Source organism: Ottowia sp. SB7-C50, assembly GCF_033110285.1.
In the GTDB taxonomy this organism is placed as follows: domain Bacteria; phylum Pseudomonadota; class Gammaproteobacteria; order Burkholderiales; family Burkholderiaceae_C; genus Ottowia.
In genome coordinates this window covers 799,838-817,881 of sequence record NZ_CP136995.1, presented here as the reverse complement: position 1 = coordinate 817,881, position 18,044 = coordinate 799,838, and the positions used below count along the sequence as shown (strand labels likewise).

General features: G+C 61.9%; 11 protein-coding genes, 2 tRNA genes and 3 rRNA genes. 2 read left to right on the top strand and 14 right to left on the bottom strand.

Features of this window, described 5'->3' with window-relative positions:
- Window positions 1–20: 20 nt before the first annotated feature.
- The 6 genes from R0D99_RS03945 to R0D99_RS03920 form a co-directional block, all read right to left on the bottom strand.
- Window positions 21–1,280 carry a DUF3426 domain-containing protein gene (locus R0D99_RS03945; protein ID WP_317750078.1) on the bottom strand — a complete coding sequence of 420 codons (1,260 nt, stop codon included), beginning with the start codon at window positions 1,278–1,280 and terminating at the stop codon, window positions 21–23.
- 33 nt (window positions 1,281–1,313) lie between these two features.
- Window positions 1,314–2,201 carry a 50S ribosomal protein L11 methyltransferase gene (gene prmA, locus R0D99_RS03940; RefSeq protein ID WP_317750077.1) on the bottom strand — a complete coding sequence of 296 codons (888 nt, stop codon included), beginning with the start codon at window positions 2,199–2,201 and terminating at the stop codon, window positions 1,314–1,316.
- A 147-nt stretch (window positions 2,202–2,348) separates the two neighbouring features.
- Entirely contained in the window at window positions 2,349–3,698 is a 1,350-nt protein-coding gene (gene accC, locus R0D99_RS03935) for an acetyl-CoA carboxylase biotin carboxylase subunit (protein ID WP_317750076.1), read from the bottom strand.
- A gap of 162 nt (window positions 3,699–3,860) precedes the next feature.
- The gene (accB, locus tag R0D99_RS03930; protein ID WP_317750075.1) at window positions 3,861–4,343 is read right to left on the bottom strand and encodes an acetyl-CoA carboxylase biotin carboxyl carrier protein; all 483 of its coding nucleotides are present in this window, start codon (window positions 4,341–4,343) and stop codon (window positions 3,861–3,863) included.
- A gap of 97 nt (window positions 4,344–4,440) precedes the next feature.
- Window positions 4,441–5,004 carry a TlpA disulfide reductase family protein gene (locus R0D99_RS03925; RefSeq protein ID WP_317750074.1) on the bottom strand — a complete coding sequence of 188 codons (564 nt, stop codon included), beginning with the start codon at window positions 5,002–5,004 and terminating at the stop codon, window positions 4,441–4,443.
- Window positions 5,001–5,597, bottom strand: a complete 597-nt coding sequence (locus tag R0D99_RS03920) for a hypothetical protein (protein WP_317750073.1) — start codon at window positions 5,595–5,597, stop codon at window positions 5,001–5,003. The genes R0D99_RS03925 and R0D99_RS03920 overlap by 4 nt, the downstream gene beginning before the upstream one ends.
- 70 nt (window positions 5,598–5,667) lie before the next feature.
- Here R0D99_RS03920 and R0D99_RS03915 point away from each other — a divergent pair, with 70 nt between their 5' ends.
- Window positions 5,668–7,299: a long-chain fatty acid--CoA ligase gene (locus R0D99_RS03915; protein WP_317750072.1), complete on the top strand. Its 1,632-nt coding sequence runs from the start codon at window positions 5,668–5,670 to the stop codon at window positions 7,297–7,299.
- Between the two features lie 180 nt (window positions 7,300–7,479).
- Window positions 7,480–8,895 (top strand): UDP-N-acetylmuramate:L-alanyl-gamma-D-glutamyl-meso-diaminopimelate ligase, encoded by a 1,416-nt coding sequence (gene mpl / locus R0D99_RS03910; protein WP_317750071.1) that lies wholly within the window; start codon window positions 7,480–7,482, stop codon window positions 8,893–8,895.
- Between the two features lie 81 nt (window positions 8,896–8,976).
- Here mpl and R0D99_RS03905 read toward each other — a convergent pair whose 3' ends face one another.
- The 8 genes from R0D99_RS03905 to R0D99_RS03870 all read right to left on the bottom strand — a co-directional run bounded on the left by R0D99_RS03905 (window position 8,977) and on the right by R0D99_RS03870 (window position 17,632).
- On the bottom strand, window positions 8,977–9,288 hold the full coding sequence (locus tag R0D99_RS03905) for a hypothetical protein (protein WP_317750070.1): 312 nt from the start codon (window positions 9,286–9,288) through the stop codon (window positions 8,977–8,979).
- Between the two features lie 97 nt (window positions 9,289–9,385).
- Window positions 9,386–10,510 carry a 3-deoxy-7-phosphoheptulonate synthase gene (locus tag R0D99_RS03900; protein WP_317750069.1) on the bottom strand — a complete coding sequence of 375 codons (1,125 nt, stop codon included), beginning with the start codon at window positions 10,508–10,510 and terminating at the stop codon, window positions 9,386–9,388.
- Between the two features lie 312 nt (window positions 10,511–10,822).
- A complete protein-coding gene (tldD, locus tag R0D99_RS03895) occupies window positions 10,823–12,283 on the bottom strand; it encodes a metalloprotease TldD (RefSeq protein WP_317750068.1) in 1,461 nt (486 codons plus the stop codon).
- Between the two features lie 152 nt (window positions 12,284–12,435).
- A 5S ribosomal RNA gene (rrf, locus tag R0D99_RS03890) occupies window positions 12,436–12,548 on the bottom strand.
- Window positions 12,549–12,657: 109 nt separating this feature from the next.
- Window positions 12,658–15,525, bottom strand: a 23S ribosomal RNA gene (locus tag R0D99_RS03885).
- Between the two features lie 307 nt (window positions 15,526–15,832).
- A tRNA-Ala gene (locus tag R0D99_RS03880) sits at window positions 15,833–15,908 on the bottom strand.
- 20 nt (window positions 15,909–15,928) lie between these two features.
- Window positions 15,929–16,005: transfer RNA gene (locus R0D99_RS03875), tRNA-Ile, on the bottom strand.
- Window positions 16,006–16,102: 97 nt separating this feature from the next.
- Window positions 16,103–17,632: ribosomal RNA gene (locus R0D99_RS03870) — 16S ribosomal RNA — on the bottom strand.
- The 16S, 23S and 5S rRNA genes sit together here with 2 tRNA genes alongside, the layout of an rRNA operon.
- Window positions 17,633–18,044: the final 412 nt, after the last annotated feature.

Sequence of the window (18,044 nt, the reverse complement as noted above, 5' to 3'; positions counted from 1 at the left end):
GCCCCGGCAGGCGCGCGATGTCAGGGATAGAACGCCATCAGGCGATAGCCTGTGATGAGCGGTGAAACGCTGGAATCCGCCACGGTGAGCGTGCGCGCGCCGCTGAACTCGTCGCGCGCCGCCAGCGTCACCGGCGCGCCCAGTTCGGCCGCGGTGACCACGCGCCGCACCAGTTGGCGGTCTTGCGCGTCGGTCAGCACCAGCTCCAGCGCGGGCGTGGCGATGGGCATGTCGGACGTGTTGCGCAGCACGACCGTGAACCGGAATTCGTCGCCGCTCGCGCGGTTGAACGCCGAGCTGTCGATGACGATGGCGTCCAGCATGCGGTACGGTGACACCTCGCAACCCATGGGTTGGCACAAGGCCTGAAGCAGCGGGGTCAGCCGCGGCTCGCGCGCTGCCAGCCAATCGCGCTGGCTCAAGGCTGCCTGCGCCGCCAGCCCCAGCAACAGCCCGATCAGCAACAGCCACAGGGCGGCCCGCACGGGCCACGACGACCAGAATGCGCGCCGCTGGGCGGCCGCGACGAACGACGGCGCGGTGGGCGCGGGCTGCTCAAGGGCCGCCGCTGTCACGACCGATGCGAACGGGTGGGCGGACGCCTCCGGCTCCGTCGGCACCGCAACTGCTTGGCTTGTGTCTTCTTCAGCGACCGCGGATGCCGGCGCCGGAAGATCATGCGCTGACCATGGGTGCTCCGCAGCGGTGTGGGTCGGCGGTGGCGCGAGCGGCCCTTCGCCAAGGTCCGCCTCACTGGCGCGCGAAACATCGTCCTGCGCGATGGGCGTGGCCACAGCGCCCGGGGTGTCGTGCGCTGCACTCGGCTCGACGTGCGACTTCGACACCGATTCGACGGACGGTGGCGTTGTGGTGGCCGGGCCGGCCTCGGGAGTTTGGTCGTCGGAGCCTGCGTGCGCATGCACGGGGGGCGGCGCAACGGTGGCGGCGAAGCTCGACTTAGAGATGTCGTCCGGTTCGTGAGCAATCGACGGCGCGCCGGAGGAAGCTGCCACGGACGCCGCTCCCGAAGCCACGGGAACCTCATCGCGCCACGGCGCCGTTGTCGCCCGATCATCCTGGAGCCGCGCCAGTGGCGGTGGCGGTGGCGGTGGCGATGCCCCCAGCACCGCCGCGCTCTCCTCGCCCGACAGCATGTGTCCGGCGCCGTCAAATACCTCGTTGCAGTGTCCGCAGCGCACCCAGCCGCCCGAAATGCGCAGCTGATCCGGCACGACCCTGAACATGGTCAGGCATGCGGGGCAGCGCGTGACAAGGCTCATCGTGCAGCGATTGTAGGCAGCCGCGCGCGGCGGTCAGCCCGGACGGCGCGCCACCAGCAGCACCCAGCCGTCCTCGGCGTCGGCTGATTCCAGGGCCAGCCACGGCGCGTAGGCTTGCTGCAGCGCGGCCGTCTGGCGCTCCAGCACGCCGGCCAGCACCAGGGCGCCGCCGGGCGCGACATGGCTCGCCAGCAGGGGCGCTAGCACCTTCAGCGGGGTGGCCAGGATGTTGGCCAGCACCGTGTCGTACACGCCCTGCGCGCGGTCGGGCAGGCCGGCCATCAGGCTGACGCCATTGGCCACCGCGTTGTCGTGGGTCGATTGCACGGCGGCGGGGTCGATATCCACCGCGTCGACGCTGGCCGCGCCGTGCAGCGCGGCGCCAATGGCCAGGATGCCCGAGCCGCAGCCATAGTCAAGCACGCGCTGCACCGTGGGCGGATGCGCGGCGATCCAGCGCAGGCACATGCGCGTGGTGGGGTGCGTGCCCGTGCCGAAGGCCAGGCCAGGGTCGAGCCGGATCACATGCGAGGCCTGGGCCGGCACGTCGTGCCAGGTGGGGACGATCCAGAACGCAGGCGTCACCGGCACGGGCTCGAACTGCGACTGCGTCAGCCGCACCCAGTCCTGCTCGGGCACGCCGGCGATTCGCGCCACCTCGCAGCCGGCGAAGAAGTCTTGCAGGGACAGCAGGCGCGCCGCCTCGCGCGCTTCCGCCTCGGACCCAAACAGCGCCACGACCTGCGAGCGCGACCAGCGCTGCGCCGGTGCCGGCATGCCCGGTTCACCGAACAGCGCGCGCTCGGCGTCGGTGTCTGCATCGGCGTCCTCGACCGACACGCACAGCGCCTCCAGCGCCTCCAGCGCGTCGGTCAAGGGCTCGACGCGCTCTTCGGGGCAAATCAGGCACAGCTCGAACATATCGGCATCCGCTTCAAAAATTATAGCTGCTCACGCTTTATGGACAAGCGGTGGCGGCAGATTTAGCCTGACACCTCAAATCCGGGTTGTTGACCCGGCAACCCAATCACCCCGTCGGAAGCCGCGACGCGATCCATGGGCGCGTCGTTACCGCTGCCGGTCGCCCAGCCACTTCTCGAGGTAATGGATGTTGGTGCCGCCTTCCATGAACTTGGCGTCCACCATCAGTTCGCGGTGCAGCGGGATGTTGGTGCTGATGCCTTCCACCACCGACTCGGCCAGCGCGGTCTGCATGCGGGCGATGGCCTGCTCGCGCGTGTCACCGTAGACGATCAGCTTGCCGATCATGCTGTCGTAGTTGGGCGGCACGAAGTAGTTGTTGTAGACGTGCGAATCGACCCGCACGCCCGGCCCGCCGGGCATGTGCCACGCGGTGACGCGACCCGGCGACGGCGTGAACTTGAAGGGGTCTTCGGCGTTGATGCGGCACTCGATGGCGTGTCCCTTGATCTGGATCTGGCGCTGCGTAAACGGCAGCTTCTCGCCCGCCGCCACCATGATCTGCGTGCGCACGATGTCCACGCCGGTGATCCACTCGGTCACCGGGTGTTCCACCTGCACGCGGGTGTTCATCTCGATGAAATAGAACTCGCCGTTCTCGTACAGGAATTCGAACGTGCCGGCGCCGCGGTAGCCGATCTTCTTGCACGCCGCCACGCAGCGCTCGCCGATGCGCTCGATCAGCCGGCGTGGAATGCCCGGCGCCGGGCCCTCCTCGATCACCTTCTGGTGGCGCCGCTGCATCGAGCAGTCGCGCTCGCCCAGGTAGACGGCGTTGCGGTGCTTGTCAGCCAGGATCTGGATTTCGATATGGCGCGGGTTCTGGAGAAATTTCTCCATGTACACGGCCGGGTTGTTGAACGCCGCCGCCGCCTCGCCCTTGGTCATCTGCACCGCGCCGATCAACGCCGCCTCGGTGTGCACCACGCGCATGCCACGCCCGCCGCCGCCGCCCGCGGCCTTGATGATGACCGGGTAACCGATCGCCTTGGCGATGCGCTTGATGGTGGCCGGGTCGTCCGGCAACTCGCCGTCTGAGCCCGGCACGCAGGGCACGCCCGCCTTGATCATCGCCTGTTTGGCCGACACCTTGTCGCCCATGATGCGGATCGACTCGGGCGTGGGACCGATGAACTGGAAGCCGCTTTTTTCCACCCGCTCGGCGAAGTCGGCGTTTTCGCTCAGGAAGCCGTAGCCGGGGTGGATGGCCTCGGCATCCGTCACCTCGGCCGCCGAAATGATGGCCGGCATGTTCAGGTAACTCTGCCCCGACGGCGCGGGCCCGATGCAGACCGCTTCGTCGGCCAGCCGCACGTACTTGGCGTCGCGGTCGGCTTCTGAATAGACCATGACGGCCTTGATGCCCAGCTCGCGGCAGGCTCGCTGCACGCGCAGGGCGATTTCGCCGCGATTAGCGACCAGAATTTTTTTAAACATGATTGCCCCCGCGGCTCATCGCCACAACGCCGCGATCAGCGACCTGTACTTTTTTGAACATGTCAGTTATCCATGGCGCTGTGGCGTGGCCGGCATCGGACGGATGCCTTGAAGGGCACGCCGCCGCGACAGCCGTGCGGCCCGACGCGCGCAACGGCAAGCTCATTCAATCACGAACAGCGGCTGGCCATATTCCACCGCCTGACCGTTTTCGCCCATGATCTTGACGACGGTACCGCCTTTTTCGGCGTCGATCTCGTTCAGGATCTTCATCGCCTCGATGATGCAGAGCGTGTCGCCCTCCTTCACCTGCTGCCCGATTTCGACGAAAGGCTTGGCGCCGGGGCTGGAAGAGCGGTAGAACGTGCCCACCATGGGCGACTTGACCAGGAAGCCCGCCGGCAATTCCGCCGCGCCAGCCGAGGCCGGTGCACTGGCGGGGGCGTCGGCCGCGACGGGCGCAGCAGACGCCGCCACCGGCGCCGGCACGGCTTGCTGCACCGGCGCGTACGCCACCACCTGAGGCGCCGCCTGCGGACCGCCCTTCACGATACGAACCCTGCCTTCGGCCTCGGTGATCTCCAGTTCCGACACGTTCGACTCCGATACCAGGTCGATCAGGGTCTTGAGTTTGCGCAAATCCATGGTTAGGCCATCCAAATAGGGGGAAGGGCGAATCTAACCTAAATCTACCCTAACGCCGTTGATTTGAGTTCAATTTCGTGGAACGGCGCGACCTGCGCTAGGCGGTCATGGCTTGCCGCCAGCGTGCCAGGTCGCTGGCGTGAAGCTGGCCCAGCTTGCGCTCGCGCAGCCGGCCGGTGCCGTCAAACAGCACGCTGAAGGGCAATCCACCGGCCGAATTGCCCAGTTCGCGCGCCAAGTCGACCCCTTCCAGGCCCGCCAGCCCAATCGGAAAGGTCACCGGAGACTTGGCAAGGAAACGCACCACCGGCTCGGGCTTGTCTACCGCCAGTCCCAGCAGTTGCCAGCCGTTGGCCTTGTTATCGGCATAAAAGCCGCTCAATAACGGCATTTCTTCCACACAAGGCGGGCACCAGGTGGCCCAGAAGTTGATCAGCAGCGGCCGGCCTCTTAGCGACGCCAGCGCCAGCGAGCCGCCTTCCGGCGTGTGGAAGCTGCGCGCCCAGAAATCGGCCAGATCACCCGCTTCGGTCAGTCGATAGCGTTGCCAGCCCAGCAGCGCGCCCGCACCTGCGGCCGCAGCCGCGACGGCGGCCAGCGCGCCGCGGCGCGACCAGGCGCGGTTCGGCGGCGCCGGCAAGGTCGTCTTCGGGTCGGTCATGCCTGCTCGCTTTCTGCCAGCCGCTGGGCCAGCGCCTTGCGGTCGCCGCGCACGGGCCGGCCTTGCGCGTCCGGCTTGAGCGCGCCACGAAGATCGTCGTGGTCGTGAATCATCAAATGCACGCCGATCGTCTCGCCCAGTTCTGCGCAGTGGTCGCTGAAACTCAGCGCGTCCACGTCCTGGCCCCGCACCCCGGCCACCGCGTGCGGCTGGTAGGCCACGCGCTGGTCGATGAGCGCAATTTCAGCCGACTTGGGGTCGTCGCAAAACAATTGAAGGTGGATGTCCGACAGCCGCGTAGCGGTGCCGTTCCACACCGCGCCCACGATGTAGGGACGGAATTCGCTCAGCCGATCCATCCACACCAGCGCCAGGCGCCGCAGCGCCGCCAGTTCGCGCGGCTGGGTGTCGGCGCAGAACAGCGCCAGGTAGGCACGCACTTCGGCATCGACCAGATCGTTGTCCGGCAGCGCGCTGCGCGGCGGCACACCCAGCAGCTTCTGCGCCCGCCGCTTGGCCGAGCCGTAGTCCAGCCCCTCTTCCACCACCAGGCGCGCCGCGTGGGCGGCCATCTCGTGCGTCAGGGTTTCCATTCACCCGATTCTGCCCTGTCGCCGTGAAAGCTTGGCTTACAGTTGCCCAAAGGCCCTCAAGGAGACACCCATGAAGACGACGATGATGGACACGCCGCTGTCGCTCAACCATTTGCTGGAGCGTGCGGGCAAGATTTTCTGGAACAACACCATCGTGTCGCGCCTGCCGGACAAGTCCTTGCGCAGCCACACCTATGGCGAGTTCTACCGCCGCACGCGCGCCCTGGGCAGCGCGCTGCAGCAGCTGGGGCTGAAAAAGGGCGACCGGGTCGCCACCCTGTGCTGGAACCACCATGCCCACCTGGAATGCTATTTCGGCATCCCCGCTGCAGGCGGCGTGATGCACACGCTGAACCTGCGGCTGTCGCCCGACGAAATCGGCTGGATCGCGGGCGACGCTGAAGACCGCTTTCTCGTCATCGACGACGTGCTGCTGCCGCTGTACCAGCAGTTCGCCCACCTTCACGCGTTCGAGAAAATCATCGTCTTCCCCTTCAGCGGCGCACCCGTGCCGCCCGGATTTGCCGACTACGAGGCCTTGCTGGCGTCCGCCGATCCCGACGCCTTCCAGTACCTGCCGCACGACGAGAACGACCCGGTGAGCATGTGCTACACCAGCGGCACCACCGGCAAGCCCAAGGGCGTGGTCTATTCGCACCGCTCCACCGTGCTGCATTCGCTGGTCGCCGCGCTGCCCGACTACACCGACGTGGGGAGCACCGACGTGGTGTTGCCCGTCACCCCCATGTTCCACGCCAACAGCTGGGGCATGCCCTACATCGCGGTCATGCTGGGCGCCAAGCTGGTCTTCCCCGGCCCGCACCTGCACCCCGACGACCTGCTCGACCTGATGACGCAGGAGCCGCCCACGCTGGCGCTGGGCGTGCCTACCATCTGGCTGTCGCTGATCCAGACCTATGACCAGTCGCTCAAACCCGGTTCGCCCCACGCCGGGCGCTGGAAGTTGCCCAAGGGCATGAAGTCGCTGGTCGGCGGCGCGGCCGTGCCCGAGAGCCTGATCCGCGCCTTCGACGCGCACGGCATCTGGATCCAGCAAGGCTGGGGCATGACGGAAACCAGCCCCGTCGCCACCATCAGCTACCCGCGCGCCGAACTCGCCGGCGCCAGCCAGGATGAGAAATACCGCCGCGCCGCCCAGGCCGGTTCACCCGTGCCGCTGGTCGAGTTGCGTGCGCGCGGCGACGACGGGCGCGACCAGCCGTGGGACGGCACCAGCGTGGGCGAAATCCAGGTGCGCGGCCCCTTCATCACCGGCAGCTACCACGGCGTGGGTTCGCCCGAAGACAAGTTCACCGCCGACGGCTGGCTGCGCACCGGCGACGTGGCCAGCGTGGACGAGATCGGCTTCGTCAAGATCAGCGACCGCACCAAGGACTTGATCAAGTCCGGCGGCGAATGGATCAGCTCCGTCGACCTGGAAAACGCCCTCATGGCGCACCCGGCGGTGGCCGAGGCGGCCGTCATCGCCATTCCCGACGAAAAGTGGAGCGAGCGCCCGCTCGCCTGCGTCGCCTTCAAACCCGGCGAACAAGCCGCGACCGAGGACTTGAACGCCCTGTTGCTCACCAAGGGTTTCGCCAAATGGCAGTTGCCCGAGCGCTACGAAATCATCGACGCCGTGCCGCGCACGTCGACCGGCAAATTCTGGAAACTCAAGCTGCGCGAGCGGTTCGCCAAGTGATGTGTGCCGGGCTGAAGGCAGTCCCGATGCTGGTGAATGAAAGCACGCGGACGAGGAAGGTGGTGCGTCGCACCGCGCCACCCCTCAGCCGCGTGTGGCTATCAAAAGCAAAGCGCCATAGCGCCAAAATACGCGGGCCGGCGGCTTATTCGGCTTGCTTTCCCGCCTAGAATTCGCCCCATGCACATTCACATTCTGGGCATTTGCGGTACCTTCATGGGCGGCGTGGCGGCGTTGGCGCGCGAGGCGGGGCACACGGTGACCGGCTGCGACGCGGGCGTGTACCCGCCCATGAGCGACCAGCTGCGCGCGCTGGGCATTGACTTGATCGAGGGCTACGGCGTCGACCAGATGGCACTGAAGCCAGACATGTTCGTCATCGGCAACGTGGTGAGCCGCGCACGCCTGGCCGACGGCACACCCAAGTACCCGCTGATGGAAGCGATTCTGGACGCTGGCGCGCCCTATACCAGCGGGCCGCAATGGCTGTCCGAGCACGTGCTGGCGGGCCGCCACGTGCTGGCGGTGGCCGGAACGCACGGCAAGACCACGACCACGTCGATGCTGACCTGGATACTGGAAAGCGCGGGGCTGACGCCGGGCTTCCTGGTGGGAGGCGTGCCGTTCAACTTCGGCATTTCGGCCCGCATTGGCGCGCTGGCGGCGGGGCAGGCGCGTCCGCTGTTCGTGATCGAGGCGGACGAATACGACACCGCCTTCTTCGACAAGCGCAGCAAGTTCGTGCATTACCGACCGCGCACGGCGGTGCTGAACAACCTGGAGTTCGACCACGCCGACATCTTTGACGACCTAGCCGCCATCGAACGGCAGTTTCACCACCTGATCCGCTCGGTGCCGGCGTCCGGCCGGGTGGTGGTCAACGGGCTGGAGGAAAGCCTGACGCGGGTGCTGGCGCAAGGCTGCTGGAGCGAGCAGCGCACCTTTGGCGCGGCGGTGAGTGACTTCACGGCGCTGGGCGACGCGTCCGACTTTGAGGTGCAGCACGCGGGCCGCACGGTGGGTCGCGTGCGGTGGGATCTGTCGGGCACGCACAACCAGCTCAACGCGCTGGCGGCCATTGCGGCCGCTGAGCACGTGGGCGTGGCGCCAACCGAGGCTTGCAACGCGCTGGGCCGCTTTCAGAACGTGCGCCGCCGCATGGAAGTGCGCGGCCGCGTGGCGCAGGCAGGTGGCGCCGACATCACCGTGTATGACGATTTCGCGCACCACCCCACGGCGATCCGCACCACCGTGGACGGCCTGCGCCGGCAACTGGACGCCGCTGGCCGTCAGGACGAGCGCATCCTCGCCATCTTCGAGCCGCGCAGCAACACGATGAAGCTGGGCACGATGAAGTCACAGCTGCCGTGGTCGCTGGAACACGCCGACCTGAGCTTTTGCCACACGGGCGGGCTGGACTGGAATGCCGCCGAGGCGCTGCAGCCGCTGGGCGGCCGCGCGCAGGTCGCTGGCAGCGTGGACGACGTGGTGAAACAGGTGCTTTCAGCCGCGCGACCGGGCGATCACCTGCTGTGCATGAGCAACGGCGGCTTCGGCGGCGTGCACCTCAAGCTGCTTGAATCGCTACAAAAATAGTAGCTGCATGCGCTGGATCAACGGGCGCCAGGGCCTGATTGGTGCCTGAACTGGCGCGCCCTCCCGCGCCGCTCAGCGCCGTCAGTAGGACACCGACATCGCACCCAGGTCGATGCGCACCACGGGCTTGGCCAGCGCCCCGCTGACCGCGCGGGCAAATTCGTGGCCCCATTTCGCATCGCTCAGCAGCGTCGCGCCGGCGTCGCGCGCGACCACCAGCACCTTGTCGGCCAGCAGCAGCTTGCCGGTGGGGCGCAGCGGCTCGCTGCCCAGCTGAGTGAACTGCGCATCCAGCCAGTCGCGGGCTTCGGCATTGGCCATGGGGGCGGCCGAATCGAGCTCGAAGCGCCATTCGGTGCGCTCGTCCTGGATGACGCGAACTTCGCTCTGCATGATGGGCGGATCCTTCCTGAATGTCGTTGCCTGAACGCGCCGACGGCGGCGCACCCAGCGAATGTAGTCGATTCACCGCCGTCGACCTTGATGCGCATCAGCCCGCGCGTCGCGCCTTGACCGCGTCCGACAGCGACTGCAGGATGACTTCCGTCCCGTCCCAGCCAATGCAGGCGTCGGTGATGCTCTTGCCGTATTCCAGCGCTGCCGCGTCGTCCTTGCCGGGGGTGAACTTTTGCGCACCGCCCTGAATGTGGCTTTCGACCATCAGCCCGAACACGCAGCGCGAACCGCTGGCCACCTGCGCGGCCACGTCGCGCGCCACGTCGAGCTGACGCTCGTGCTGCTTGCTGCTGTTGGCATGGCTGCAGTCGACCATCAGCGTGGCGGGCAGCTTGGAGGACTCCAGCTCCTTGCAGGCGGTCGCGACGCTGGCGGCGTCGTAATTGGGCGCCTTGCCGCCACGCAGGATGACGTGGCAGTCCTTGTTGCCGTCGGTGTGGACGATGGCAACCTGGCCGTTCTTGTGCACCGACAGGAAGTGGTGCCCGCGCGAGGCCGACTGGATGGCATCGGTGGCGATGCGGATGTTGCCGTCGGTGCCATTCTTGAAGCCGATGGGTGCCGACAGGCCGCTGGCCAGTTCACGGTGTACCTGGCTCTCGGTCGTGCGCGCGCCAATGGCGCCCCAGCTGATCAGGTCGCCGATGTACTGCGGCGAGATGACGTCGAGAAATTCGCTGCCGGCGGGCAGGCCCAGGCGGTTGATCTCGATCAGCAACTGGCGGGCGATGCGCAGGCCTTCGTCGATGCGGTAGCTTTCGTCGAGGTACGGGTCGTTGATCAGGCCCTTCCAGCCCACCGTGGTGCGGGGCTTCTCGAAGTAGACGCGCATCACGATTTCAAGCGAATCGGCGTATCGGTCGCGCAACACCTTCAGGCGCTTCGCGTAGTCGATGGCGGCGGCCGGGTCGTGGATCGAGCAAGGGCCGATCACCACCAGCAGCCGGTCGTCCTTGCCGGCGATGATGCGGCGAATCGCCTTGCGGGTGTCGGTGATGAGCGACTCCACCGGGGTGCCGCGAATGGGGAAGAAACGGATCAAATGATCGGGCGGGGGCAACACGGTGATGTCCTTGATGCGCTGGTCGTCGGTCTGGCTGGTTCGTTCGGGCGACGAGGCCCAGGCATCGGCAGTGGCCTGTGCGTTCTTGGCGTTCATGGGATCGGTCCTTGAAGAATGGAGAAGAAAAAAGACACAAAAAAACCGCCGGGCTCATCGCGTCGGCGGTCTTGTCGGGAAGTGCGCTTGTCAGGTTACACGTTCGCCTCTCGTCCGCCGAGGACAGAGAACCAAAAGTAAAAACCGAAAGCGACGCGCGTTTTCATGACTGGGTGAATGTAGCACAGTGCGCCGTCCATGCCGCTGACAGGCGGCGGTTGACGGGCGCCATAATTGACTTTGCTATCAAAATAAAAGCGCGAAGCGCCCGGACGACAGCGCATCGACACTGTCGGCGCGAAGCAACATTCGTCAGCCCGTACCACCCACGGTCAACCCATCCAGACGCAAGGTGGGCTGACCGACACCGACAGGCACGCTCTGACCTTCCTTGCCGCAGGTTCCGACACCCGAGTCCAGCTGCATGTCGTTGCCGATCATGGTGATGCGCTTGAGCGATTCGGGGCCGCTGCCGACGATGGTGGCGCCTTTCACCGGATACTGGATTTTTCCGTTCTCGACCCAGAACGCTTCGCTGGCGGAAAACACGAACTTGCCGCTGGTAATGTCTACCTGGCCACCGCCAAAATTGGTCGCATACAGCCCCTTCTGGATGCTGGCGACGATTTCGCGTGGGTCCTTGTCGCCCCCCAGCATGTAGGTGTTGGTCATGCGCGGCATCGGAATATGGGCGTAACTCTCACGCCGGCCGTTGCCGGTCGGCTTGACCTTCATCAGGCGCGCGTTCATGGCGTCCTGGATATAGCCTTTGAGAATGCCGTCCTCGATCAACACGTTGCGTTGTGTCGGATGGCCTTCGTCGTCCACATTGAGGCTGCCGCGCCGGTCCGCCATCGTGCCATCGTCCAGCACCGTCACGCCCTCGGCCGCCACGCGCTGACCGATGCGGCCACTGAACGCGCTCGATCCCTTGCGGTTGAAATCGCCCTCCAGCCCGTGGCCCACCGCTTCGTGCAACAGCACGCCGGGCCAGCCCGGACCCAGCACCACCGTCATCTCGCCCGCCGGTGCCGGCCGCGACTCGAGGTTGGTGAGCGCGGCCTGCACCGCCTGATCGACGTAGTCCGCCACCAGCGCATCGTCAAAATACGACAAGCCAAACCGGCCGCCGCCGCCAAACGAGCCGATCTCCCGTCGCCCCTTTTGCTCGGCGATCACCGTCACCGAGAGACGCACCAGCGGCCGCACATCGGCAGCCAGGGTGCCGTCCAGTCGCGCGACGAGAACGACGTCATATTCATTGGCCAAACCGGCCATCACCTGCACCACGCGCGGGTCTTTCGCACGGGCAAGCCGTTCGATCTTTTCGAGCAACTGAACCTTGGCCGTGGAGTCGAGTGTCCCGAGCGGATCAAGCGCGCCATACAGCGCACGGCTTTGCGCCACACGGCGCCGCGGCGTCTTGACGCGACCACTGCGCGCCGAGCCGGAGATGGCCCGCACCGTACGAGCGGCGTCGAGCAAGGACTCACGCGATATGTCATCGGAATACGCGAATGCGGTCTTCTCGCCGGCAACGGCGCGCACGCCCACGCCCTGGTCGATCGAAAAGCTGCCCGTCTTGACAATGCCTTCTTCGAGGCTCCAGCCTTCAGAACGGGTGTACTGAAAATAGAGGTCGGCATCGTCGACCTGGTGCGTGGCGATCTGCCCCAGCGTGCTGCTCAGGTCAGCCTCGGTCAAGCCGAATGGCACCAGCAACAACTCGCTGGCCTTGGCCAAGCGCTCAATGGTGAGGTCTCTGGAAATCATGGGCACATTGTAGAAGGCTGCCGCCGCCACGACGTCATCACGGCTACTGTGGGCAGCGGCAATGCAGCGCCGGCCTTGGGCGGCAAACTAAAAACCGATCGCACAAAAGAAAACGCCCAGTCATTTCTGACTGGGCGTTTCTCGCTGTAATAGCCTGACGATGTCCTACTTTCACACGGGAATCCGCACTATCATCGGCGCTAAGGCGTTTCACTGTCCTGTTCGGGATGGGAAGGAGTGGTACCACCTCGCTATGGTCATCAGGCATAACTTGTTGTCATCCAGACTGAGCTGGACAACCAATTCATAGAGCAAATCAGCTTATTTTGAATGCGTCACTTGGCATAACAACCTTGATCACCGATCAAAGTTATAGGGTCAAGCCGCACGAGCAATTAGTACTGGTTAGCTTAATGCATTACTGCACTTCCACACCCAGCCTATCAACGTCCTGGTCTTGAACGACTCTTTAGGGGGCTCAAGGCCCCGGCAGATCTAATCTTGAAACGAGTTTCCCGCTTAGATGCTTTCAGCGGTTATCTCTTCCGCACTTAGCTACCCTGCGATGCCACGGGCGTGACAACAGGTACACCAGAGGTGCGTCCACTCCGGTCCTCTCGTACTAGGAGCAGGCTTTCTCAAATCTGCAGCGCCCACGGAAGATAGGGACCAAACTGTCTCACGACGTTTTGAACCCAGCTCACGTACCTCTTTAAATGGCGAACAGCCATACCCTTGGGACCGGCTACAGCCCCAGGATGAGATGAGCCGACATCGAGGTGCCAAACACCGCCGTCGATATGAACTCTTGGGCGGTATCAGCCTGTTATCCCCAGAGTACCTTTTATCCGTTGAGCGATGGCCCTTCCATACAGAACCACCGGATCACTATGTCCTGCTTTCGCATCTGCTCGACTTGTCAGTCTCGCAGTTAAGCACGCTTATGCCATTGCACTATCGTCACGATGTCCGACCGTAACTAGCGTACCTTCGAACTCCTCCGTTACACTTTGGGAGGAGACCGCCCCAGTCAAACTGCCTACCATGCACTGTCCCCGACCCAGATAATGGGCCTAGGTTAGAACCTCAAACACACCAGGGTGGTATTTCAACGTTGGCTCCATGCGATCTAGCGACCGCACTTCAAAGCCTCCCACCTATCCTACACAGATCTGTTCAAAGTCCAATACAAAGCTACAGTAAAGGTTCATGGGGTCTTTCCGTCTTTCCGCGGGGAGATTGCATCATCACAAACATTTCAACTTCGCTGAGTCTCTGGAGGAGACAGTGTGGCCATCGTTACGCCATTCGTGCAGGTCGGAACTTACCCGACAAGGAATTTCGCTACCTTAGGACCGTTATAGTTACGGCCGCCGTTTACTGGGACTTCGATCAAGAGCTTGCACCCCATCAATTAATCTTCCAGCACCGGGCAGGCGTCACACCCTATACGTCCACTTTCGTGTTTGCAGAGTGCTGTGTTTTTGATAAACAGTCGCAGCCACCTATTTATTGCAACCCGTTCATGCTCAGATGTTCTCATCACACTACTAGGGCACACCTTCTCCCGAAGTTACGGTGTCAATTTGCCGAGTTCCTTCTCCAGAGTTCTCTCAAGCGCCTTAGAATACTCATCTCGCGCACCAGTGTCGGTTTGCGGTACGGTCGTGTGCAGCTGAAGCTTAGTGGCTTTTCCTGGAACCCCGTTCAGTCACTTCGCGAGCAAGCTCGCTCGATCGACAGCCTCGGTATATGACAAGCGGATTTACCTGCCTGTCGCCTACATCTGCCTAAACCAGAATCCAATAACTGGATGACCTATTAGGATCCGTCCCCACATCGCACTACACATCGGTACAGGAATATTGACCTGTTTCCCATCAGCTACGCATCTCTGCCTCGCCTTAGGGGCCGACTTACTCTACGCCGATGAACGTTGCGTAGAAAACCTTGCGCTTACGGCGAGCGGGCTTTTCACCCGCTTTAACGCTACTCATGTCAGCATTCGCACTTCTGATACCTCCAGCAGCCTTTACAAGCCACCTTCACAGGCTTACAGAACGCTCTCCTACCACGCACATTGCTGTGCATCCGCAGCTTCGGTAACTGGCTTAGCCCCGTTACATCTTCCGCGCAGGACGACTCGATCAGTGAGCTATTACGCTTTCTTTAAATGATGGCTGCTTCTAAGCCAACATCCTGACTGTTTTAGCCTTCCCACTTCGTTTCCCACTTAGCCAATTTTAGGGACCTTAGCTGGCGGTCTGGGTTGTTTCCCTCTTGTGTCCGGACGTTAGCACCCGGTGCACTGTCTCCCAAGCTGTACTCTTCGGTATTCGGAGTTTGCCTTGGTTTGGTAAGTCGCCATGACCCCCTAGCCAAAACAGTGCTCTACCCCCGAAGGTAATACTTGAGGCACTACCTAAATAGTTTTCGGAGAGAACCAGCTATTTCCAGGTTTGTTTAGCCTTTCACCCCTATCCACAGCTCATCCGCTAGTTTTGCAACACTAGTCGGTTCGGACCTCCAGTACCTGTTACGGCACCTTCATCCTGGCCATGGATAGATCACCTGGTTTCGGGTCTACACCCAGCGACTGGACGCCCTATTCGGACTCGATTTCTCTTCGGCTTCCCTATTCGGTTAACCTTGCCACTGAATGTAAGTCGCTGACCCATTATACAAAAGGTACGCCGTCACCCCGAAGGGCTCCGACTTTTTGTAAGCATGCGGTTTCAGGATCTATTTCACTCCCCTCCCGGGGTTCTTTTCGCCTTTCCCTCACGGTACTAGTTCACTATCGGTCGATGATGAGTATTTAGCCTTGGAGGATGGTCCCCCCCATGTTCAGACAGGATTACACGTGTCCCGCCCTACTTGTCTCTAGCCTAGTACCACACGTCGGTTTTCGCATACAGGGCTATCACCTGCTATGGCCGAGTTTTCCAACCCGTTTTGCTAACAGTCGTGCTATCACTAGAAGGCTTCTCCGATTTCGCTCGCCACTACTTTCGGAATCTCGGTTGATGTCTTTTCCTCGAGCTACTGAGATGTTTCAGTTCGCCCGGTTCGCCTCAACAGCCTATGTATTCAGCTGAAGATACCTTTCGGTGGGTTTCCCCATTCGGAAATCTCCGGATCAAAGCTAATTTGCCAGCTCCCCGAAGCTTATCGCAGGCTATCACGTCCTTCGTCGCCTATCATCGCCAAGGCATCCACCACATGCTCTTAGTCACTTGACCCTATAACTTTGACGTTTCTCACGAAACGCAAGCTATTTCAAGGACTATCTGTCAGGTCTTTCACCTGACGCGTTATGCCGTAATTGAGCTCGAGAGCTCTAATTACTATGAATATCAACTTGCGTTGAATTCATGGTGACGCAATCAAAAATTGTTGCCGACGGCACGGTGAGCCATGACGCTCTTTCCGTCGACAACGCTGATTCGACTCTATGAATTGTTAAAGAACAGCCGTGAGTCTTGCGACTCGTTATTGGCAATGCCAATATCAAAGCACCAAACCAGGCGCTTTGATATACACATTGAATGGTGGAGGATGACGGGATCGAACCGACGACCCCCTGCTTGCAAAGCAGGTGCTCTCCCAGCTGAGCTAATCCCCCGGTTGATTCTATGGTGGGGATGGTGGGTCTGGTTGGTCTCGAACCAACGACCCCCGCCTTATCAAGACGGTGCTCTAACCAACTGAGCTACAGACCCAAGTCGGTCGCATGCGAGCCGTGTTAGCCCAGACCGCTGGCGACACCTTCCAACAACCGATAAGTGTGGACGTTTGAATTGAATTGCTGTTTTCCAGAAAGGAGGTGATCCAGCCGCACCTTCCGATACGGCTACCTTGTTACGACTTCACCCCAGTCACGAACCCTGCCGTGGTAATCGCCCTCCTTGCGGTTAGGCTAACTACTTCTGGCAGAACCCGCTCCCATGGTGTGACGGGCGGTGTGTACAAGACCCGGGAACGTATTCACCGCGACATTCTGATCCGCGATTACTAGCGATTCCGACTTCACGCAGTCGAGTTGCAGACTGCGATCCGGACTACGACTGGCTTTATGGGATTAGCTCCCCCTCGCGGGTTGGCAACCCTCTGTACCAGCCATTGTATGACGTGTGTAGCCCCACCTATAAGGGCCATGAGGACTTGACGTCATCCCCACCTTCCTCCGGTTTGTCACCGGCAGTCCCATTAGAGTGCCCTTTCGTAGCAACTAATGGCAAGGGTTGCGCTCGTTGCGGGACTTAACCCAACATCTCACGACACGAGCTGACGACAGCCATGCAGCACCTGTGTGCAGGTTCTCTTTCGAGCACGAATCCATCTCTGGAAACTTCCTGCCATGTCAAAGGTGGGTAAGGTTTTTCGCGTTGCATCGAATTAAACCACATCATCCACCGCTTGTGCGGGTCCCCGTCAATTCCTTTGAGTTTCAACCTTGCGGCCGTACTCCCCAGGCGGTCAACTTCACGCGTTAGCTTCGTTACTGAGTCAGTTAAGACCCAACAACCAGTTGACATCGTTTAGGGCGTGGACTACCAGGGTATCTAATCCTGTTTGCTCCCCACGCTTTCGTGCATGAGCGTCAGTGCAGGCCCAGGGGATTGCCTTCGCCATCGGTGTTCCTCCGCATATCTACGCATTTCACTGCTACACGCGGAATTCCATCCCCCCTCTGCCGCACTCCAGCCTTGCAGTCACAAAGGCAGTTCCCAGGTTGAGCCCGGGGATTTCACCTCTGTCTTACAAAACCGCCTGCGCACGCTTTACGCCCAGTAATTCCGATTAACGCTTGCACCCTACGTATTACCGCGGCTGCTGGCACGTAGTTAGCCGGTGCTTATTCTTACAGTACCGTCATGGACTCCAGGTATTAGCCGGAGCTTTTTCGTTCTGTACAAAAGCAGTTTACAACCCGAGGGCCTTCATCCTGCACGCGGAATGGCTGGATCAGGCTTTCGCCCATTGTCCAAAATTCCCCACTGCTGCCTCCCGTAGGAGTCTGGGCCGTGTCTCAGTCCCAGTGTGGCTGATCATCCTCTCAGACCAGCTACAGATCGCAGGCTTGGTAAGCCTTTACCCCACCAACTACCTAATCTGCCATCAGCCGCTCCAGACGCGCGAGGTCTTGCGATCCCCCGCTTTCATCCTTAGATCGTATGCGGTATTAGCCACTCTTTCGAGTAGTTATCCCCCACGTCTGGGCACGTTCCGATGTATTACTCACCCGTTCGCCGCTCGCCGCCAGGTTGCCCCGCGCTGCCGCTCGACTTGCATGTGTAAAGCATTCCGCCAGCGTTCAATCTGAGCCAGGATCAAACTCTACAGTTCGATCTTGAAATTTATACTCTTTCGAGTTTACTCATTTAAACGGAATTGAAGTGAACTTCACTTCTGTTCTCATGAGCGTTTGATAGTCTGAAAGACTTTGGCAATTCGCCATCAAACGCCCACGCTTATCGGCTGTATATTTTTAATGAACCCGCGTCGAAATCTGCTTTCTTCGCTGCGTCAGTTGCGATCAACTGAGCCTTGAATTATGACACGTTTTTGAATAACCTGTCAATCTTTAGGGTTTTCCCGAATTCGCCGCGCTGTTGCTTGGCTGCTTCGGTTGACCCCTTCCAGCTGTTTACTGGAAAGCCTTGAAGTATGGCACGTTTTTCAACAACCTGTCAAGGCGTGGGGTCTTTGCTGCTTCCATCTCGTGGCGTCCTGCTGGACTTCCTCTTGATGTCTACAA